Source organism: Dermatophilus congolensis (genome assembly GCF_900187045.1).
Classification (GTDB): domain Bacteria; phylum Actinomycetota; class Actinomycetes; order Actinomycetales; family Dermatophilaceae; genus Dermatophilus; species Dermatophilus congolensis.
Map to the genome: position 1 here is coordinate 2,440,295 of NZ_LT906453.1, position 19,943 is coordinate 2,460,237.

The window sequence follows — 19,943 nt, forward strand, 5'->3', positions numbered from 1 at the left end:
TGCCTCCTGCCACCTGAACCACACCGCTCAACGCAGCTACATGCGCACAGAAGCTCCTGCCACCCGGCTAGTAAGCGCCGCTACTGGTAAACACCGCCGAGAAGGTGCGGAACAAAATATGCAAATCACCCATCGGTGACCAGTTATCGACGTACCGAAGATCAAGCCGCAATGACTCTTCCCATGACAAATCAGAACGGCCGCTCACCTGCCACAGCCCCGTCATTCCAGGCTTGACATGCAGTCGTCGCAACGCATCTGGCTCATACTGCTCCACCTCGCGAGCCAATGGCGGCCGCGGCCCCACCAGCGACATATCGCCAATAAGAACGTTAATGAGCTGCGGCAACTCATCAAGGGAGTATCGGCGAAGGAAATGACCAATCTTCGTGATACGGGGGTCATCCTTCATCTTGAACAGCACACCATTGCCGTCACTACGCGCTTCCAGGGCTTCGAGCCGCTTCTCAGCATCGACAACCATCGTGCGGAATTTGAAAATCCAAAAGAACTTGCCGCGCACCCCCACCCGCTGCTGCCGGAAAAACACCGGCCCAGGGTCACTGATCTTGATCGCAACCGCAATCACAACCATCAGTGGAGACAGCAGGAAAAGCAAAAGAGCCGCCAAACTACAGTCCATAAACCCTTTAAGAATCGCTGAGCGTCGCGCAGCCGCCGGACGTTCAATGTGAAGCAGGGAAAGGTTTGTCGAGGGACGGTATAGACAAACGCGGACCAGCAACATCCAGCAATCCAGGCGAGACAATCAGCTCAATGCCACGTTCTTCCAGTGCCCACGCCAACCGCCGCAAGGACTTTCCAGCCAGATCTGGGTGGCTTGCCACTACCACCACCTCAGCGTCATACAAATCAGCAGCAGCAAGTGCATCACGTGGACGCCCCATCACCGGCACGCCCTCCAGTGAAGTTGTCGTGTCCCACTCAGCGTCGAATCCGGTAGCACATACTGCAACCGGCCGCAGTCCTTGCCCAGGCTCAGATTTAATAGAGCGAATGAGATTAGCCGCAGCATCAGCGCGCCCCACAACAATCGTGCGCTGCATCAGTTCACCAACACGTCGATGACGCACAAGCCAACGACGCATCACCCAACGAGCAGCTAATCCACCAGCAAACAACAGCGGCAGCATAAGGAACACCCACATGCGTGCCAATGGATAGTTGCTCGCGAAGGCGCCGATTGCCAGCACTGACAGCAAACCGACCGTGGCTCGCCCCACCGACCGATACTCTTCGGTGCTCACGCCGAGGAACCGCCGCTCGTATGCGTTTGCCATCACCAATGCGAGTACCCATACGAACGGAATCGCAACAGTTGCCATCCAGTAGCCAGCTGTAACTTCCGAACCAAACCGCGTAACCGATGCTGCCACTGCGCCAGCAGCACCAATCACAAAATCACCTGCAACCAAGCGCAATAAATACGCACGAGCCCACTCCCCACCGGGAGCATGTGCGGGGGCATTGACCGGGCCTAAAGACGGCGCAAACGGGATGTCGGATTCGTCGCGCAGTACGAGGCGAGCGGTCTCACTCTCGGTCTTCGCCGAAGTCCGGCGACCGGACCGATGCCACCCCCTGGTTGATCGGTTCTCGACAGTCACTTTTCGTTCTCTCCACATGTTGAGGAACTGGGTTCGAAAAATAGGCACACAGCTGTGCGCACACGATCCGACACTGCCCCCGACGTCATGTGCGTCTCCCCTGACAGCCCCGCAGGCCGATATCGCGATATCGCATCATCGACCATTGCTCCCCCAGAGCTTTGTAACGCCAATTTTCTCATGCGGTGTGGTGCCGTGTCCCTGTTGAAAAGATTCGGCTACCACTTCCACGGTAATCTCCTCGGCAACTCAATTGCCTACTCTTGTGCCACCTTTGCAGAATTCTTGAGTTTCGCGCAGCAGACTCTCCGCGGGCAGGTAAAGCATCCATACAAATTACTGATCCTCGACACCTTGTTTAGATGCCGAGGACCTGCATTACGAAGCGGCGTGAAAAACCTGCTGAGTTGCTACAACTCCGCGTTCAGCGAGCATTTCCACAGCATCTGCAGCACGCGCAACCATGACTTCTGCCTCAACTTTTTCTGAAGAGCTGAAGTTCTTCAGAACATAGTCAGCCGGATCCTGCCTGCCCGGCGGGCGCCCCACACCTACTCGCACACGCACGTAATCCTTACTACCTACCGCAGCGCTGATAGATCGCAAGCCATTGTGGCCCCCCTCTCCCCCACCCTTTTTGATGCGCACATCACCGAAAGGAATGTCCAGTTCGTCATGCACGACGATCAAGTGCTCAAGCGGGATCGAGTAGTACTGCAGCAAGGCACTGACTGGCCCACCCGAGAGGTTCATAAATGACATTGGTTGAGCCAAAACAGCCTTAGGCCCAGGTTCCCCACCTGCCGCCACCCCTAAACGCACATCTGCCACATGCGCACGAGCTTTGTGCCGCTTGAGGTTCGCATGCGAACGCGCAGCTAACTCTGTGATCACCATTGCACCGGCGTTGTGCCGATTGCCGGCATATTGCGTACCCGGATTACCGAGTCCCACCACAAGAAAAGCGTCCATTCCCACAGGCTACGGGCCCACCCCTGGGAGAAAGAAAGCGCGGGGGTGAAAGCACCATGATGCTTTCACCCCCGCGCTCAGCATGAAGCGCATGCACGCTAGAACGCTGACAACAGGGTCACTCCTGCTTGTCGTCCTCAGCGGCTTCGGGCTCGTCTTTCTCGATACCAGCTTCGGCTTCAGCCTCTTCGAGCTCGGCCTCGAGCTGCTCAGCGGTGGTGGCAGCGGTGACGTTGACAACGAGGGTCTCAGCGTCGGTCTCAAGCTCAACGCCTGCGGGCAGCTTGATGTCCTTAGCGAAGATCTGGGTGCCAACGGCAGCGTCAGTCACGTCGATCTCCACGTTTTCGGGGATATCCGTGGCCGGAGCGAGAACGGTGAGGGTGTTGGCGTCAAGGTCAACGTAGGTCTCTGGTGCAGCTTCACCGGTGACAGTGATGGACACGTCAACGGAAACCTTCTCGCCCTTCTTTACGCGAACGAGGTCAACGTGAACGATCTCGGGACGGATCGGGAAACGCTGAATGTCCTTGACCAGGCAGAGGTGCTCCTGACCATCAAGCACAACGGTCAACAAAGCGTTAGCGGTCTTGGTGGCCATCATGGTGTCGTGCCCGGGAAGGACAACGTGCACCGGGGCTTCGCCGCCGCCGTAGATCACGGCGGGGATTTTGCTAGCGCGACGGATGGAACGGGCAGCGCCTTTACCGAACTGGCTGCGAGCTTCAGCCTCAATACGAATGCTGTCGGACATGGTGTCTCCTGACTGCGGGTCAATGATGGACAGTTCTCGACAAGACACGGGAAAGTCCACACATACAGCAGGGACACCGCGTCGATAACGGCCAGCCGGGACGCACCTCTCCGATCCCGCGCCGTCCTACCCAATGTGTTGGGTGGACGGTGGGAGATCGGAGCTGCACGTCACCAGCGGCCCTCGCCGAGGTAACTACACGAGTTTAGGGGTTCTCAGCCCTCTACCTCAAACAGGCTGGTAACTGACCCATCCTCAAAAACTTCACGGATAGCTTGGCTGACCAGCGGCGCAATGGACAACACTGTGAGCTTGTCGAAACGACGCTCTGCAGGAATAGGCAAGGTGTTGGTCACAATCACCTCGCGTGCCACGCTCGCCTTGAGACGTTCAATGGCCGGGTCCGAGAAAATACCGTGTGTAGCAGCAATAACCACACCCGCAGCACCGTGCTCCATCAGCGCCGCAGCGGCCTGACAGATCGTGCCACCGGAGTCGATCATGTCATCGACAAGAATGCACAGGCGCCCCTCAACCTCACCAACAACGCGGTTGGCATGTGACTGGTTCGGGCGCGTGATGTCGCGTGTTTTGTGAATGAACGCCAACGGTGCGCCACCGAGCTTCTTGCTCCACTGCTCAGCAACCTTGATACGCCCAGCATCGGGGCTAACAATCGCAAGGTTCTCGTGCCCGTAACGCTCAAAAACGTAGTCAGAGAGCATCGGCATGGCCTGTAGGTGGTCGACCGGGCCGTTGAAGAAACCCTGCGTCTGCGCGGTGTGCAAATCAACACAAATAAGGCGGTCAGCACCCGCAGCTTTAAACAGGTCAGCCATCAGACGAGCCGAAATAGGTTCACGGCCACGGTGCTTCTTGTCTTGACGGGCGTACCCATAGAACGGCACCACCGCAGTGATGCGTTTAGCCGAAGCACGCTTCAACGCATCGATCATGATGAGGTGTTCCATGATCCATTTGTTGATAGGAGCAGTGTGGCTCTGCACAACAAAGGCATCCGAGCCACGGACTGACTCATCAAACCGGACGTAGATTTCCGAGTTAGCGAACTCGTACGCGGTAGTTGGCACGAGATCGATGTCCAGGCAGTCAGCAATCTCTTCAGCGAGCTCGGGGTGCGATCGCCCCGACATCACCAACAGGTTTTTCTGGTTGGGACGCGTCATCGCGTTCATCGACAATTCTCCTGCTGATCTGTGATGTGTGGGTGGGTGGTGAAAGAAGTGATGGCTGTGCCGTCTGGGATGTCACTGCCTGCACGAATCTGGACATAAGGCCCAACTGTCACGGCAGAACCAATGGTGGCAGCGTCGATCTCGCAACGGCGCACGTGGGTACCGTCGCCGACTGCCGAGTCACTGATGGTTGCTTCTGGACCAACGGTTGCATCTGCCCCGATGGTTGTTTCCCCTAGCAGCTGCACATTCGGGCGAATGATCGTGTCCACGCCGATAAAGACATCAACATCGATCCATGTGCTGGCGGGGTCAATGATGGTCACGCCCTGACGCATCCACTTTTCACAGACACGTCGGTTGAGCTCTGCGCCCATGCGTGCGAGCTGCACCCGGTCGTTGACCCCTTCGGTCTGCCACAAATCATCAATGACATGAGCTGCGACGCGACGGCCACGGTCCCTGGCGATGGCGAGTACGTCGGTGAGGTATTTCTCGCCTTGCGCGTTATCCGTACCTACCTGGCTCAGAGCAGAGCGCAACAGCTCACCGTCAAAGGCATAAATGCCGGAGTTGATTTCCGTGATGAGTGCTTGCTCAGCGGTGGCATCTTTTTGCTCGACGATTCCGGTGACAGCCCCGGTCTCATCACGCAGAATCCGTCCATAACCGTGCGGGTCAGGGACATGAGCTGTCATCACCGTGACGCCGTTACCGTTCGTCTCATGCTCAGCAACGAGAGCAGCGAGGGTTTCGCTGGCCAGCATCGGCACATCCCCGTAGGTGACAACAACTGTGCCTGATAGATCAGCTGGAAGTTTTTCCAGACCGCACTCAGCGGCCCGACCAGTGCCTTTGACCTCATCCTGATCAGCAACAACGGCCTGCGGAGCAACCTGCGATACGTGCGCAGCCACAAGTTCACGCTTGTGTCGAACAACTACAGCAAGATGCTCAGGTTCAAGCCCCTCAGCTGCCTTGATCGCGTGACCGAGGAGCGTACGCCCACCGATGGCATGCAAGACCTTGGGGACTGCGGACTTCATACGAGTGCCCTCGCCCGCAGCGAGGACAACAACAGCGGCGGGCCTGTGGATGGTCACGATCAGTTCGTCTCCGGGAGGCTGAAGCGGCTTGTGGGCAGTGCCATAGCGAGCAAAAGATCAACGCTGCACGCATATAGCGTCCACGACCGTGCACGCATCGAGCGATCTGCGGCCGTGATCCGATCGCAACAATACTCGTCCGTACGTGTCTGCGGTGTCCTGAGAACCTCCACACGACTTCCGACAACGAAGTATCGCGAGCGAACACTAAGAAATTCGTTCACAGGTGCGTGGGCACCTCTATACGCCGATGGGGCCCTGCGCACACCATGCAAGGCCCCACCCAAACGCTAGTCACATCAGCGGCTACGGCGCTGCTGCTGTTTTTGCTTAGCGCGGCGACGGCGTTCCTCACGCTCGTCCGCTTCACGGTGTAGACGCCGCTCCAGAGCAAGCTGACGTCCAAACCGCTCACGCTCACGCAGATCCAGATAAATCACATCGCGCTGAAGCCCCTTAACAATCGCGAACATCAACCCCACGATCACAAATAGGAAGGGGGTCGATGCCACGATCGTGACGCTCTGCACGCTGTTAAGCGCATCATCACCACCAGCAAGAAGCAGGGTGATGCCAACCAAGGCCGTGAGCAGACCCCACAGTGCAGAAAGCCACGGTGCTGCGTCGCCACGACCGTTCTGGGACATCGACCCCATCACTGTGGACGCAGAATCAGCCGAGGTGATGAAGAACGTGGCAAGCAGCAAAATCGCAACAAACCCAGCTGCAGTGCCCCCGGGGAACTGGTGCAGAAGGTTGAACAACTGCTGCTCAGCATTCCCGTCGCCGTAGATCGACTTTCCGGTCTGCTCCATGACGATGGCCGTGCCACCAAAAATCGCGAACCAGACTGTTGAAAGCCCCGCAGGAACAAGCATCACACCCAAGCAGAACTCTTTAATGGTTCGACCACGCGAAATACGCGCAAGGAACATACCAACGAAAGGTGACCAGCTAATCCACCACGCCCAGTAGAAGATTGACCACGAGGATAGCCATTTACCGGCGGTGCCATTTGCAGAAGCCGCTGTTCGACTTGCCATCTCGAAAAATTGGCTCAAATACGAACCAATCGACCCTGGCAGCAAGTTGAGTTGCGTCACTGTCGGCCCAAAAGCGAAAACAAAAAGGGCGAGCACAGCAGCAAGAATCATGTTGATGTTCGAGAGGATTTGAATCCCCCGACCCACGCCGGAAAACGCAGACATCATGAACGCCAAAGTGAGAATCGCCACGATCGTGACGATGAGGCCATTCCCCGGGTTGTGAACCAACCCTGAGGCCTCAAGACCGGCACGGATCTGCAATGCTCCTAACCCAAGCGAGCAAGCAGTACCGAACACCGTCGCAAAGATCGACAGAATGTCGATGCAGCGACCAAACAACCCGTTCGCATGCTTCTCCCCCACTAAACGGAGTAAAAGCTGCCGAGATGAGCTGCTTACGCCCCACACGGTACGTGGAGTAAGCGATGGCCAGACCGACAATCGCGTAGACCGCCCACGGATGCAACGTCCAGTGGAACATCGCCGTAGCCATAGCGGTCCCGACCTCTTGCTTGGCATGCCCTGGAACGCCATCGCGATAGAAAGACAACGGCTCAGAAGCTCCGTAGAACATCAGACCGATACCCATACCCGCCGCGAACATCATCGCGATCCATGAACTCGTGCGGAATTCCGGCTGCTCATCCATCGAACCGAGACGAATGTTGCCGAAACGCCCAAAGGCGATGGTGAGCACGAAAGCCACGAACACCGTGCCGAAGAACACGAAGGCCCATCCCAGGTTGTCTAGAACCCAAGAAAAAGCAACCTTCGCAGCAGCCGAGAACGTCTCACCTGACAACAAACCCCACGCAACCACGATCGCAATAAGCACCGAGGCAGGGATGATCACGCTGTAGTCAATTGGTGCATCAGCACGCTCAGACTCAAGCTCGACCGGCTTTTCACGCAGGTCTTCTGGTGTTAATTCACGGTCGCTCGAGAGGATTGTGGCGAGTTCCTGCATAGCACTCGTCGTCGGCCCCACGAACTGGCCTTTATCTTCGCCGACGGGATCCGGGGCATCAGCTGATGGCGGATTTTCTTTATCGGTCATACAAGTGAAACTACCGAGGAAAACGCACCACACCCAACAAGCGAGCATGGATAACACACATTTCGCGTCGCCTGATTCAGTGAAAATAAATAACTTCGCAGAGACGAATATCACTGACGCACATACGCGTCACCGGCGGAAACACAACCGCCCCAGAAGGACAGCAGTTAATGCGCAATAAATGGTTCCCCGGGTAGGAATCGAACCTACGTCGCTTGTCCTGATTCAAAGTCAGGCGGGCCCTACCAGCAGACCAACCGGGGAGCGGTCTCGTGTGAAACCGCCCCTAGCCTACGCCACATCAGGGCATGCTCGAACCAACATGGGCACCACGGCTCGTCGAGGACCACGCATCACCAGCAAATTGGCACAATAGGATCCGTGCCTCCCGAACGCCCCACACGCCCCTCCCGCAACCGCATGACCGGCAAAGAACGCCGTGAACAGCTCATCGGCATCGGCCGTGCCCTCTTCGCCGACCACGGGTTCGAAGGCACCACAGTCGAAGAAATTGCTTCTCGCGCAAACGTCAGCAAACCCGTCGTCTACGAACACTTCGGCGGAAAAGAAGGCCTCTACGCCGTCGTCGTCGACCGAGAAATCCGTGCCCTCCTCGACACCATCACCACCGCCCTCACCACCCCCGACATGGGCTCCCGCGCCCTCATCGAACTCGCCGCCCTAGCCCTGCTCGACTACATCGATACCTCAACCGACGGATTCCGCATCCTCGTCCGAGACTCCCCCACCGGACAATCCACCGGATCCTTCGCCTCACTCATCTCCGACGTCGCCAGCCAAGTCGAACATCTCCTCGCAGCAAAATTCCGCTCCGCAGGCCTAGAGCCCCGCATGGCCCCCATGTACGCACAAATGCTCGTCGGCATGGTCGCCCTCACCGGCCAATGGTGGCTCGACAACGGAAAATTCAAAAAAGAAGACGTCGCCACCCACATCATCAACCTCGCCTGGAACGGCATGACCGGACTCGAACCCGACCCCACCTTGACCGTCCACGTCCGAGAACACCGCCACACCCCCGACACCACGGACCACCAATCGTGACCCCCCAGGACCCCCCATCTGCCCACCACGACGAAGTCGACCGCATCGTCGCAGCCTGGGAACGAGAACTACCTAACCTCGACGCCACCCCTTTGCACGTACTCTCACGAATCTCACGCCTAAGCCGACACCTAGAATTCGCGCGCCGCAGCGCATTCGAAGCCAACAACCTCGAACCCTGGGAATTCGACGTCCTCTCCGCACTACGCCGCGCAGGAGCCCCCTTCGAAATGTCCCCAGGAGAACTCGTCCACGACACCCTCTCCACCAGCGGCACCATGACAAACCGCATCGCCCGACTAGAAAAACGCGGACTCGTCACCCGCCACCGCGACCCTCACGACGGCCGAAGCATGCGCATCCGCCTGACCACCGCAGGCAAAGACGCAGCCGAAAACACCCTCACAGCCCTCATCGACCGCGAAAACGACCTCCTAGCCGCACTAGGCAACACCGAACGCAACGAACTCATCAACCACCTACGCCACATGCTGCTCAGCTTCGACTAACCCACCCCATGTGTGGCGGCCATCCCCCACCCAGACATCCGCCACACAACACCCCTCACTGCACCAACTCAGAAACCTCCAACCACCGCTCCTCCAAACTCAACTCCTCATCCTCCAAGGCACGCAACGCCGACGCGAGCTCAGCCAACGCCCCCACATCCGTAGCCTTCACCGCCATCTGGTCGTGAATCTTTTCTTTCTCCTGCGCAATACGCCCCAGACGGCGCTCGATCTTGCTCATCTCCTTACGGATCTCCCGCGCCTGCGCACCCGAAACAGCAGGAACATCCTCCGTCACCTCAACCGGAGCAGCCCCGCGCTGCGCACGCGCAGCCTCAGAACGCTCCATCTCCTCCCGGCGACGCAAATACTCCTCCACCCCACCAGGCAAATCCCTGATCTTCCCATCGCCATACAACGCCACCTGGCTGTCAGTAACCCGCTCCAACAAATACCGGTCGTGGCTCACCACAAGAAGCGTCCCGACCCACCCATCAAGAAGATCTTCCAAACTGGTCAGCGTCTCGATATCCAGATCATTCGTCGGCTCATCAAGAATCAGAACATTCGGCTCCGTCATCAACAAGCGCGTCAACTGCAACCGCCGCCGCTCACCACCAGACAACTCCCCCACCCGATCACGCTGCCGCGTAGGACTAAAACCAAGCCGCTGCGCAAGCTGACTAGCGCTGATCTCCTTATCACCCAACTGGATGTACTGCCGCACCTCAGCAACAGCCTCAACCACACGCGCATCAGCTAACCGATCCAGCTCACGTACCTCCTGACTGAGATACCCGAACACCACCGTCTTACCCTGCTTACGCTTACCACCATCGAGCGGTACATCCCCACTGACCACACGCATCAACGTGGACTTACCCGCACCATTGACCCCAACAATGCCGATACGCGCCCCCGGCGCTAACCGCCACGTGACGTTATCCAAAATCGGGCGATCACCAAACCCCAACGAGGCGTTCTCCAGATCAACCACGTCTTTACCCAGACGCGTAGCAGCAAAACGCGTCAACTTCACCTCATCACGAGGCGGCGGCTCATCAGCAATCAACTCCGAAGCAGCATCAAGCCGGAACTTCGGCTTACTCGTACGCGCAGGCGCCCCACGCCTCAACCAAGCAAGTTCCTTACGCAGCAGGTTGTCACGTTTCTGGGCAGCCACCGCAGCTGCCCGCTCCCGCTCAGCCTTACTCAACACAAAAGCCGCATAACCACCCTCATAAATATCGACATGACCACCCACCACCTCCCACGTCATCGTGCTCACCGCATCAAGGAACCAGCGATCGTGTGTCACCACCACCAGCGCCGACCCCGAACGCGGACGATGCACCGCAAGATGATTGGCCAACCACGCCACACCCTCCACATCAAGGTGGTTAGTCGGCTCATCCAACAGCAACAAATCCGGATCCGCGACAAGAAGACGCGCAAGCGCCAACCTACGCCGCTCACCACCTGACATCGGCCCCACCACGGCATCCCACCCACCCATGGCTGCCGCATCCAAACCACCCAACAGCCCTACAAGCACATCCCGGATACGCCCGCTGCCGGCCCACTCATGCTCAGGCAAATCACCAAGAACAACATCACGAACCGTAGCCTGAGGGTCCAGAACATCAGCCTGATCAAGCATCCCAACAGTCAGATCGTTGTTGCGCGTAATACGGCCAGAGTCAACAGCAAGCTTGCCGGCGATGACCCGCATCAACGTCGATTTGCCGCCACCGTTGCGCCCCACCACCCCGATGCGATCCCCATCAAGAATGCCCAGAGAAACATCATCGAGAAGCACCTGAAGACCAAGGGTGACAGAAGCTTTCTCCACCGAAACTAGATTCGAAGGCTGATTCATGTGTGCGAGTTTCACTCTCCTGCAATGAGATGGGCGCCGTGAACCGAGCCAGATGCGCGCAGCACCTGATCCCCAACACCAGCGGAAGTAAGGGCATGGGTAAGCTCACGCGCATGCCCAAGATCACGGGCAAGGAACACAACCGTGGGACCAGACCCGGAAACAAAACCAACGAGCGCGCCAGCCTGACGCCCCGCATCAATAACACCAGCCAAATCAGGCCGTAAAGAAAGCGCAGCTTCTTCCATATCGTTATGCACCGCAGCCGCCAAAGCATCCACATCCCCCGCGCGCAACGCAGCAGCGAGCGCCTCTGAAGGCACCGGTGTAGGAATCTGCCGGTCAGCGCGGATACGGTCAAGCTCGCCGAACACCGACGGTGTCGAAAGCCCCTCCTGGCTGACCACGAAAACCCACTCGTAGCTGCCCTCGCTGAGCACCGGGACAACGTTCTCGCCCCGCCCAGACCCAATCGCTGTCCCGCCAACAAGTGCGAAGTTAACGTCACTGCCTAACTCCGCCGCGAGGATGTGCAGAGCCTCATCTTCAAGGCCGCAGCACCACAGCGCATTCGCACCGATGAGGGCAGCGGCCGCATCCGCGGACCCGCCAGCCATCCCCGCAGCCACGGGGATGCGCTTGTCAATAACCATGCGGCAGGCTGCTTCCACCTCGGCATACTCAGCGACCCGCTGCGCAGCCCGCAGCGCAAGATTGTCCGCGGGATCACCTAACAGCTGCGCATACGGTCCTCTTACCTCCACTGACCATTCATCGGCATCGATCAGTGTGACCTCGTCAAACACCCCAACGGCATGAAACGTAGTCGATAGATCGTGGTACCCGTCATCGCGGCGCGGCCCCACAATCAACTCCAGATTGATCTTGGCTGGGACCCGCACTGTCACACTCGTGGGAGTGGGGTTCGGCTGCATACACCAACCCTACGTGTTCACCGCTACCTTCCCTGCCCGGCACATCAACGCCACAACGCTGAGGCGAAGAGCATCACTGTGCGGCTATCTTCGTTTGAGCGATCCGCGTGAAGTCTTCGATCGTGAGGCGTTCACCACGCGTGGTGGGGTCAATCCCGGCCGCACGCAAAAACGCCTCCGAAGAGGCCGTTCCACCCGCCCACGTCGCCAACGCACCCCGCAAGGCCTTACGGCGCTGCGCGAAAGCAGCATCGATACAGGCGAACACCTCTGAACGTGGCACGTCTGTGCTTGCAGGCTTATGGCGCACCACCTCAACCAACCCGGACTCCACGCGCGGAGCGGGCCAAAACACGTTCTTTCCCACAGTGCCAGCAAGCCGGGCCGTGCCATACCAGGCTGTTTTCACACTGGGCACCCCGTACACCTTGGAACCTGGTGCAGCTGAAAGACGCTCAGCGACCTCCAACTGCACCATCACCAGCACACGCTTGAGAGTGGGGAACCGCTCGAAAAAATTGAGCAGCACTGGCACCGAAACGTTGTAGGGCAAGTTCGCAACCAGAGCTGTCGGTTGCGGCTGCGGTAATTCAGTGACACGCATCGCATCGGCTTGCACCAGCCGCAAAGCATGCGCTCGTGAAGGCGCGAAGCGTTCCACCGTCCCAGGAAGAGCTTCAGCAAGGACGGGGTCGATCTCTACCGCCGTCACCGAATCCACGTGCTCCAGCAGCGCTAGAGTCAACGACCCAAGACCTGGCCCCACCTCAACCACCACATCATCGGCGCCCACTCCTGCAGTCGCCACGATCCGGCGAACAGTGTTCCCGTCAATGACGAAATTCTGTCCCAGCTGTTTGGTGGGGTTAACTCCCACCGCCGAGGCAAGTTCACGAATAGCGCCAGCACCAAGTAGCTGTACCCCCTCATGGGTGGGAGTGTATCCCGCTCCAGCGGTGCCATCTGCTCCCGGATGCCCGCCGCTCATGCGACCTCCTCCCACGGACCGTACAGCCGTTCTGCGTTCGCTGCTGTGACCTCACACACCTCAGCCGTGCTGACTCTCAACACCTCGGCAATAGTGCGCACCGTGAAAGGCATGAGCGAGGGCGCGTTGGTGGCGCCACGGTTTGGTGTTGGGGTCAAATACGGGGCGTCAGTCTCGACAAGAATCTGTTCTAACGGCACGACCGCTAGAGCTTGCCGCAGTTCATGGGCATTTTTAAATGTGATTGTTCCGGCAAATGACAGGTAATACCCTCGCGCTACGCATTCCCGGGCCATCTGTACGTCACCAGAAAAACAGTGGAACACCGTCACATCTGGGGCGCCTTCCTGGGCGAGAACACGCAGCACGTCTTCATGCGCGTCCCGGTCATGGATCTGCATCGGCTTGCCCACGCGTTTAGCGATAGCGATGTGCTCACGGAAAGAACGGTGCTGTGCCTGAATGCCTTCAGGTCCAGTGCGGAAGTAGTCCAGACCGGTCTCTCCGACTGCACGAACACGCTGGTGGCGAGCTAGTTGCTCAATCTGTTCTAGCGAGGTCTCGAGCGTGCCCGCTTGAGCCAAAATGGGTGCCTTATTCGGGTGCAGAGCAACTGCTGCAACCAGCGCAGGGTGCTCCTGCGCCAGCTGCACTGCAACTTGCGAATCAGCTAGCGAGCAGCCGACGTGGACAACTCTATCCACGCCGAAGCGGGCAGCTTCGGCGAGGATTTCCTCCACCGCGCGAGGGCTCTGGCCCTCACGCGCCATGTCGAGATGGCAGTGGTTGTCCACCACAGGTATTGGCAAGGGGTCGGGCATCTTCACTGGGCGAGATGCCCGACCTGACGTTGAGTTAGTCACTCGGACTCGTCCTTGGGGTCACCGTTGAGACGAGCTAGTTCCTCGTCTACCACTGCGGTGTCCAGCTTGACGAACACGGGCTTTGGTTTAGCCACAGGTGTACCCGCCACAACCGGGGTGGATTCCCACTTCGGGAAGTTTGAGTAGTCACCGGTGATGATCGGGAACGTTGTCAGTTCAGCAGATGCTCCTTCAACATCGGTGAGCAGGCCCTCCAGCGGCGCATCCAGGTCGCTTACTTCCTCCATGCGTGGCATGGGAGTCAAAGTGCCATCACCGCCGAGCACTGCATGCACTGCATTGGAGCTGTGCGGCAAGAACGGAGAAAGGATGAGGTTGAGGTCACTGACGCACTGGGCGAGAACGTGCAGCACCGTCTCCAAGCGAGGACGTTGCTCTTCGCTCTTGAGTTTGAACGGCTCAGTTGCCGAGACGTAGGCGTTCACTTCACCGACCACATGCATTGCCTCACCGATAGCAGCGCGTTGCTTATGGCGGGCGATGAGATCACCGACGGTGTCGAAGGCCTCCCGAACCTGGGAAAGGATTACCTCATCCACAGGCTCCAGCTCACCTAGCGGGGGAATCTCGCCGAAGTTTTTAGCAATCATGCTGGCGGTCCGGTTAACCAGGTTTCCCCATCCAGCCACCAATTCGGAGTTGGTGCGTTGGACGAATTCTGACCAGGTGAAGTCCGAGTCGCTGGTCTCCGGGCCAGCTGCAGAGATGAAGTAGCGCAGTGCGTCAGGCTGGTAGCGAGAAAGCAGGTCGCGCACATAGATGACCACGCCACGGCTGGAGGAGAAACGCTTGCCCTCCATGGTCATGAACTCGCTGGCTACAACCTCGGTGGGCAGGTTCAATTTCCCGAAAGTGCCTGGTTCACCACCGTTGTCCCCGGCACCGTTGTAGCCGAGAAGTTCAGCAGGCCAGATCTGGGAGTGGAACGTGATGTTGTCTTTGCCTTGGAAGTAGTAGGACAAAGTCTGTGGGTCGTTCCACCATTCGCGCCACCGCTCGGGGTCGCCGATACGCCGTGCCCATTCGATAGAGGCCGATAGGTATCCGATGACCGCGTCAAACCAGACGTAGAGACGTTTGGTGTTCTGTTCACGCCAGTCTTCTAGCGGAATCGGGATACCCCAGTCGATGTCGCGGCTCATTGCTCGGGGCTTCATGTCTTTGAGTAGCCCTTGAGAGAAACGAATCACGTTGGTTCGCCAGGTGCCGGAAGCTTCACGTTCGTCTAGCCATGCCCCCAGGGCTGTGGCCAGAGCAGGCAGGTCAAGGAAGAAATGTTGAGATTCGACGAATTCTGGTGTTTCGCCGTTGATTTTGCTGCGGGGGTTGATCAGGTCCGTCGGGTCGAGCTGGTTACCGCAGTTGTCGCACTGGTCACCGCGGGCGTCGGTGGCGCCACAGATAGGGCAGGTGCCTTCGATGTACCGGTCGGGCAGGGTGCGGCCTGTGCTGGGGCTGATTGCCCCTTTCGTGGTTTTTTCGACCATGTACCCGTTGGCGTGCACTACGCGGAACATTTCCTGAACAACGGCGTAGTGGTTACGGGTGGTGGTGCGGGTGAACAGGTCGTAAGACAAACCAAGTTTCGTCAAGTCTTCGACGATTACTCGGTTATTTGTGTCTGCCAATTCGCGGGCTGAGACTCCCGCGGCATCTGCGCCGACGAGAATCGGGGTGCCGTGTTCGTCCGTACCGCTGACCATGAGGACGTCATGCCCAGCCATGCGCATGTACCGACTGAAAACGTCGGAAGGCACACCGAAACCGGCGACGTGCCCGATATGGCGGGGGCCGTTGGCGTACGGCCATGCGACAGCGGAAAGCACCTTGGTCATGTCACGAGTCTAGAGCGGTATGAGGTGTCCTCTTCACCGAGTTCACGCCAGTGCATGCCATAAACGCCGTTCTGGGTGTGTCCTTCAACCGCTCTAGTGTGCTGGGACGAGTAGATCTGCCCGTTGTGGCAGGCAGATCTACTCGTTGCCGCTGTTAGGCCTTTATGCGGCCGCTGGCTTGGCCGACCCGGCGGATATCTGTGCCCAAGCCATCGTGGATATTTTCGTCGGCGAAAACTGTCGCGCTGCCGCTACGGTCAAAGGCGATGAACCCGCCCTTGTCTTCTGGGCACTGCAGCCGACGCACCGACTGGTATCCGGCAAATCCAGTTTTCAGCACGTTCGTGGTGGCTTTACCTGACGCGTAGGGAACCGTGATTTCGCTCAGATCCCCTGTAGCAGAGTTCATGGCAGTAAGGACGTCAGCGACTGTTGTCGTGGTCCCGTCTTTACCGGGCTGCTCTACGTAGCGACCAAAAGACAAATCAGTGATCGCACCTGCTTTGTTTGCTACCACTTCTTCGCCGCCTAGCCCTTTGACATCGGAGTAGCTGTATCGACGAATGACGCCATTCTTATCTGCGGTGTAAACAAAACCTGCATTGTCTTCTAGCGGATCTACCTGTGCCGCCAGAGCGGTCGGCGCGAATCCACGGCCGATGGTTTTCACCTGCATTTTTGCTCGATAACCATGCTCACTGGCAGTCGTGACCAATATGCGCTGCATACGGCCACTAGGAGTCACTGCAAAGTGAACCCGTACTCCGGCCGCAATATCGCCAGCTTCAGCAGCGAACGTGAATGCCGCAGGACGGTGACTGAGCTTGCCGTCACTTCCGCGCAAGGTAACTTTTGCCCCCGCATCTTCTCCCGCCACGTCGTAGGTGTTGACCCGCCCGGAGGAATCCACAAATACGGCTTGTCCACCGCAGTCTGCCAGCGTTGGGGCTGCGGGTCCGGCCGCTGATGCCGGGGCAGGCAAACCTGCACCCATGCATGCTGCCACCATGACCGACATAGCTATACCAACCTGTCGCGACCTGTCCTTACCGAACATTTCAACCTCCTCTAAACACGATCGACGTTTTGGGGCCTGGCGCCCAATAACCACGACGCTCTCTCACCGCCGTATATACCCATTGTGTCTAGGTACCCCATCGCTCAGATAGGTAAATCGGTGACGTTTTGGGCACGAGTACATTCCAATACACAGACGCTCCCCACCTAAAAGGAAAGAGCGCCCCGGAAAACCGGGACGCCCCTAACCAATTCGCTTATCTCGTTGCTGTAAACAACGGATAACCGTGATCAGATATGCAAGAAAGATTTCCGCAGATCTGTATTGAGTCGCGAGATAACATCCATCGGGATGTCCTTCGGGCATGCAGCCGAACACTCACCGATGTTGGTGCACCCCCCAAACCCTTCGCTGTCATGCGTGGCAACCATGGCCTGCACCCGATCCCAACGCTCTGGCTGCCCCTGTGGAAGCAATCCCAAGTGCGTCACCTTCGCGCCAAGGAAGAGCATGCCTGCCGCGTTCGGACATGCAGCCACACACGCAGCACAGCCAATGCACGCAGCCGATTCGAAGGATCGATCAGCATCTTTCTTCGGCACAGGCACCGAGTGCGCCTCTGGAGCAGCACCGGTGTTAACCGAAATGAAGCCGCCCGAGGCAATAATGCGGTCGAAAGCCGTGCGGTCCACGATCAAGTCTTTAATCACCGGGAACGCATTGGCTCGCCACGGCTCAATCGTGATCGTCTCGCCGTCGCGGAAGCTACGCATATGTAGCTGGCACGTTGTCGTGTTGGTGCGGGTAGCACCACCATCATTACCGTGAGGGCGGCCGTTAATGACCAAACCACACATGCCGCAAATACCTTCACGGCAGTCAGAGTCGAACGCGATCGGTTCTTCACCACGATCATTCAACTCTTCATTGAGCACATCGAGCATTTCCAGGAACGACATGTCCTCGCTGATGTCATCAACAACATAGTCATGCAGCGCCCCCTGAGCGGTGGGGCCGGCCTGACGCCAGATCTTCAGGTTGATTCTCACTTGTAGCTCCGCTGCTTCATCTCGATGAACTCGTACACGAGGTCTTCCTTATGCAGGATCGGTGGGTTGCCCTCGCCATTCCATTCCCACGCCGCGACATATGCGAACTCGTCATCGTGACGCAACGCCTCACCGTCTTCGGTCTGCGATTCCTCACGGAAGTGACCACCACAAGACTCACGACGATGCAGAGCATCGATACACATAAGCTCCCCCAGCTCGAGGAAGTCAGCCACACGGCCTGCCTTCTCCAAAGACTGGTTCAGCTCATCGGCCTTGCCAAGCACACGTAGATTGCTCCAGAACTCCTTGCGCAGCTGGCGAATCAAATCAATCGCCTTACGCAGGCCCTCTTCACTGCGAGACATTCCGCAGTACTCCCACATGATCTGGCCGAGTTCTTTGTGGTAGCTGTCCACTGAACGAGTGCCATTGGAGTTGAGGAAGTAATTGATTCGATCCTGTACCGACTTACGGGCCTCAGTAACTGCCGGGTGATCTTCACCCAGCGGCTCAAACGGCGCGGCCGCAAGGTAGTCGCGGATTGTGTTGGGCAAGACGAAGTACCCATCAGACAAGCCCTGCATCAACGCTGAAGCACCAAGCCGGTTAGCGCCGTGATCAGAGAAGTTCGCCTCCCCAGTAACAAACAATCCCGGGATGGAGGACTCCAGGTCGTAGTCCACCCACATGCCACCCATGGTGTAGTGGACAGCTGGGTAGATACGCATCGGAACTTCATACGGGTTATCGCCCGTGATCCGCTCGTACATGTCGAAAAGGTTGCCGTACTTAGCCTCTACGGCAGCGCGCCCCATCCGACCGATAGCCTCGGAGAAGTCGAGGTACACCCCACGGCGAACCATGGTCTCAGTGCCGGTGCTGGGGTCAATTTCAGCGATAGCTGGGCCAACACCGCGGCCTTCGTCACACATGTACTTGGCCTGACGCGAAGCGATGTCACGCGGCACAAGGTTTCCGAACGCAGGGTAGATACGCTCCAGGTAGTAGTCCCGGTCCTGCTCAGGAATCTGCCGAGGGTCTTTATCGCAGTCCTCTTTACGTTTAGGCACCCAGATACGGCCGTCATTACGCAAGGACTCACTCATCAACGTGAGCTTGGACTGTTTGTCACCGTGCTGCGGAATACAGGTCGGGTGGATCTGCGTGTAGCACGGGTTCGCGAAGTAGCCACCCTTACGGTGTGCACGCCACGTAGCCGTGACATTGCAACCCATCGCGTTCGTGGACAGGAAGAACACGTTGCCGTAGCCACCTGAAGCCAAAACGACAGCGTCCGCTACGTGGGTCTCAATTTCACCAGTGACCATGTCACGCACGATGATTCCGCGCGCCCGCCCGTCGGCGACCACGAGCTCAACCATTTCGTGGCGAGAGTACATCGTCACAGTTCCCGCACCGACCTGACGCTCCAGCGCCTGATAGGCACCGATGAGCAGCTGTTGCCCTGTCTGACCGCGGGCGTAGAACGTGCGCGAAACCTGCACACCACCGAACGAACGGTTATCGAGCAAACCGCCATATTCGCGAGCGAACGGGACACCCTGCGCAACACACTGGTCAATGATGTTCGCGCTCACCTCAGCCAGGCGGTACACGTTCGACTCACGGGCGCGATAGTCACCACCTTTAACCGTGTCGTAGAAGAGGCGATAGATCGAGTCGCCATCCTCTTTATAGTTCTTCGCCGCGTTCATACCACCTTGAGCAGCAATCGAGTGCGCTCGCCGCGGGGAGTCCTGATAGCAGAAAGCCTTAACGACGTAGCCAGCTTCACCGAGCGTGGCAGCAGCAGCAGCTCCAGCCAGCCCTGTACCAACAACGATGACGCTCATCTTTCGCCGGTTGGACGGGTTCACCAGCTTCGCGTCGAATTTACGCTGCGCCCAACGCCCCTGAATCGGACCGCTCGGAGCCTTCGTGTCCTTGACTGGCTCACCGACGTAGTACAGGCCGTCGACGAGCTCTCCATGTGTGGAAGTCGTAGTCATGATGTCTAGC

The 19,943-nt window shown here is 58.1% G+C and carries 18 protein-coding genes and 1 tRNA gene; 2 read left to right on the forward strand and 17 right to left on the reverse strand.

The genetic code is table 11. The annotated features are described in order from the left end of the window. Positions 1–67 precede the first annotated feature (67 nt). From CKV89_RS12360 to CKV89_RS10655, 9 genes are all read right to left on the reverse strand, one after another. Positions 68–748: a sugar transferase gene (locus CKV89_RS12360; protein WP_231935387.1), complete on the reverse strand. Its 681-nt coding sequence runs from the start codon at positions 746–748 to the stop codon at positions 68–70. Beyond that, positions 687–1,628, reverse strand: a complete 942-nt coding sequence (locus CKV89_RS12365; RefSeq protein WP_231935388.1) for a nucleoside-diphosphate sugar epimerase/dehydratase — start codon at positions 1,626–1,628, stop codon at positions 687–689. Before CKV89_RS12365 ends, CKV89_RS12360 begins: the two co-directional genes overlap by 62 nt. A 378-nt stretch (positions 1,629–2,006) precedes the next feature. Beyond that, positions 2,007–2,600: an aminoacyl-tRNA hydrolase gene (gene pth, locus CKV89_RS10630; protein ID WP_028326649.1), complete on the reverse strand. Its 594-nt coding sequence runs from the start codon at positions 2,598–2,600 to the stop codon at positions 2,007–2,009. A gap of 118 nt (positions 2,601–2,718) precedes the next feature. Continuing rightward, complete coding sequence (locus CKV89_RS10635; protein ID WP_028326650.1) at positions 2,719–3,354, reverse strand: 50S ribosomal protein L25/general stress protein Ctc; 636 nt, start codon at positions 3,352–3,354, stop codon at positions 2,719–2,721. Positions 3,355–3,569: 215 nt separating this feature from the next. Further along, a complete protein-coding gene (locus CKV89_RS10640; protein WP_028326651.1) occupies positions 3,570–4,550 on the reverse strand; it encodes a ribose-phosphate diphosphokinase in 981 nt (326 codons plus the stop codon). After that, complete coding sequence (locus CKV89_RS10645) at positions 4,547–5,653, reverse strand: bifunctional UDP-N-acetylglucosamine diphosphorylase/glucosamine-1-phosphate N-acetyltransferase GlmU (protein WP_084440866.1); 1,107 nt, start codon at positions 5,651–5,653, stop codon at positions 4,547–4,549. The genes CKV89_RS10640 and CKV89_RS10645 overlap by 4 nt, the downstream gene beginning before the upstream one ends. 302 nt (positions 5,654–5,955) lie before the next feature. After that, the gene (locus CKV89_RS12090; RefSeq protein ID WP_407919576.1) at positions 5,956–6,999 is read right to left on the reverse strand and encodes a BCCT family transporter; all 1,044 of its coding nucleotides are present in this window, start codon (positions 6,997–6,999) and stop codon (positions 5,956–5,958) included. Next, positions 6,941–7,759, reverse strand: a complete 819-nt coding sequence (locus CKV89_RS12570; RefSeq protein ID WP_269148689.1) for a BCCT family transporter — start codon at positions 7,757–7,759, stop codon at positions 6,941–6,943. Before CKV89_RS12570 ends, CKV89_RS12090 begins: the two co-directional genes overlap by 59 nt. A gap of 182 nt (positions 7,760–7,941) precedes the next feature. Then, a tRNA-Gln gene (locus CKV89_RS10655) sits at positions 7,942–8,023 on the reverse strand. A gap of 156 nt (positions 8,024–8,179) precedes the next feature. On the opposite strand from CKV89_RS10655, the gene CKV89_RS10660 reads away from it, so the two are divergent. Continuing rightward, on the forward strand, positions 8,180–8,824 hold the full coding sequence (locus CKV89_RS10660; RefSeq protein WP_034400701.1) for a TetR/AcrR family transcriptional regulator: 645 nt from the start codon (positions 8,180–8,182) through the stop codon (positions 8,822–8,824). After that, complete coding sequence (locus CKV89_RS10665; protein WP_028326653.1) at positions 8,821–9,333, forward strand: MarR family winged helix-turn-helix transcriptional regulator; 513 nt, start codon at positions 8,821–8,823, stop codon at positions 9,331–9,333. The genes CKV89_RS10660 and CKV89_RS10665 overlap by 4 nt, the downstream gene beginning before the upstream one ends. A 55-nt stretch (positions 9,334–9,388) precedes the next feature. On the opposite strand, the gene CKV89_RS10670 is transcribed toward CKV89_RS10665, so the two are convergent. From CKV89_RS10670 to CKV89_RS10705, 8 genes are all read right to left on the reverse strand, one after another. After that, positions 9,389–11,212, reverse strand: a complete 1,824-nt coding sequence (locus tag CKV89_RS10670; RefSeq protein WP_028326654.1) for an ABC-F family ATP-binding cassette domain-containing protein — start codon at positions 11,210–11,212, stop codon at positions 9,389–9,391. 11 nt (positions 11,213–11,223) lie between these two features. Next, positions 11,224–12,147: a 4-(cytidine 5'-diphospho)-2-C-methyl-D-erythritol kinase gene (locus CKV89_RS10675; protein ID WP_028326655.1), complete on the reverse strand. Its 924-nt coding sequence runs from the start codon at positions 12,145–12,147 to the stop codon at positions 11,224–11,226. 73 nt (positions 12,148–12,220) lie between these two features. Further along, positions 12,221–13,135, reverse strand: a complete 915-nt coding sequence (gene rsmA / locus CKV89_RS10680) for a 16S rRNA (adenine(1518)-N(6)/adenine(1519)-N(6))-dimethyltransferase RsmA (RefSeq protein WP_084440867.1) — start codon at positions 13,133–13,135, stop codon at positions 12,221–12,223. Next, positions 13,132–13,956, reverse strand: a complete 825-nt coding sequence (locus CKV89_RS10685; RefSeq protein WP_051277385.1) for a TatD family hydrolase — start codon at positions 13,954–13,956, stop codon at positions 13,132–13,134. The genes rsmA and CKV89_RS10685 overlap by 4 nt, the downstream gene beginning before the upstream one ends. Before the next feature lie 38 nt (positions 13,957–13,994). Further along, positions 13,995–15,854 (reverse strand): methionine--tRNA ligase, encoded by a 1,860-nt coding sequence (gene metG, locus CKV89_RS10690; RefSeq protein WP_028326657.1) that lies wholly within the window; start codon positions 15,852–15,854, stop codon positions 13,995–13,997. Positions 15,855–16,008: 154 nt separating this feature from the next. Then, positions 16,009–16,872 (reverse strand): hypothetical protein, encoded by an 864-nt coding sequence (locus CKV89_RS10695; protein ID WP_154657577.1) that lies wholly within the window; start codon positions 16,870–16,872, stop codon positions 16,009–16,011. A 290-nt stretch (positions 16,873–17,162) separates the two neighbouring features. Then, positions 17,163–17,921: a succinate dehydrogenase/fumarate reductase iron-sulfur subunit gene (locus CKV89_RS10700; protein ID WP_028326659.1), complete on the reverse strand. Its 759-nt coding sequence runs from the start codon at positions 17,919–17,921 to the stop codon at positions 17,163–17,165. Beyond that, on the reverse strand, positions 17,918–19,933 hold the full coding sequence (locus CKV89_RS10705; RefSeq protein WP_028326660.1) for a fumarate reductase/succinate dehydrogenase flavoprotein subunit: 2,016 nt from the start codon (positions 19,931–19,933) through the stop codon (positions 17,918–17,920). Before CKV89_RS10705 ends, CKV89_RS10700 begins: the two co-directional genes overlap by 4 nt. Between the last annotated feature and the right edge of the window lie 10 nt (positions 19,934–19,943).

Excerpts from the sequence above, each read along its gene's own strand:
- pth (WP_028326649.1), bottom strand. The coding sequence starts at position 2,600 with ATGGACGCTTTTCTTGTGGTGGGACTCGGTAATCCGGGTACGCAATAT.
- CKV89_RS12570 (WP_269148689.1), bottom strand. The coding sequence starts at position 7,759 with ATGACCGATAAAGAAAATCCGCCATCAGCTGATGCCCCGGATCCCGTC.
- CKV89_RS10635 (WP_028326650.1), bottom strand. The coding sequence starts at position 3,354 with ATGTCCGACAGCATTCGTATTGAGGCTGAAGCTCGCAGCCAGTTCGGT.
- CKV89_RS10695 (WP_154657577.1), bottom strand. The coding sequence starts at position 16,872 with ATGTCGGTCATGGTGGCAGCATGCATGGGTGCAGGTTTGCCTGCCCCG.
- CKV89_RS10705 (WP_028326660.1), bottom strand. The coding sequence starts at position 19,933 with ATGACTACGACTTCCACACATGGAGAGCTCGTCGACGGCCTGTACTAC.
- CKV89_RS10670 (WP_028326654.1), bottom strand. The coding sequence starts at position 11,212 with ATGAATCAGCCTTCGAATCTAGTTTCGGTGGAGAAAGCTTCTGTCACC.
- CKV89_RS10660 (WP_034400701.1), top strand. The coding sequence starts at position 8,180 with ATGACCGGCAAAGAACGCCGTGAACAGCTCATCGGCATCGGCCGTGCC.
- metG (WP_028326657.1), bottom strand. The coding sequence starts at position 15,854 with ATGACCAAGGTGCTTTCCGCTGTCGCATGGCCGTACGCCAACGGCCCC.
- CKV89_RS10685 (WP_051277385.1), bottom strand. The coding sequence starts at position 13,956 with ATGCCCGACCCCTTGCCAATACCTGTGGTGGACAACCACTGCCATCTC.
- CKV89_RS10640 (WP_028326651.1), bottom strand. The coding sequence starts at position 4,550 with ATGAACGCGATGACGCGTCCCAACCAGAAAAACCTGTTGGTGATGTCG.
- CKV89_RS12360 (WP_231935387.1), bottom strand. The coding sequence starts at position 748 with ATGTTGCTGGTCCGCGTTTGTCTATACCGTCCCTCGACAAACCTTTCC.
- rsmA (WP_084440867.1), bottom strand. The coding sequence starts at position 13,135 with ATGAGCGGCGGGCATCCGGGAGCAGATGGCACCGCTGGAGCGGGATAC.
- CKV89_RS10675 (WP_028326655.1), bottom strand. The coding sequence starts at position 12,147 with ATGCAGCCGAACCCCACTCCCACGAGTGTGACAGTGCGGGTCCCAGCC.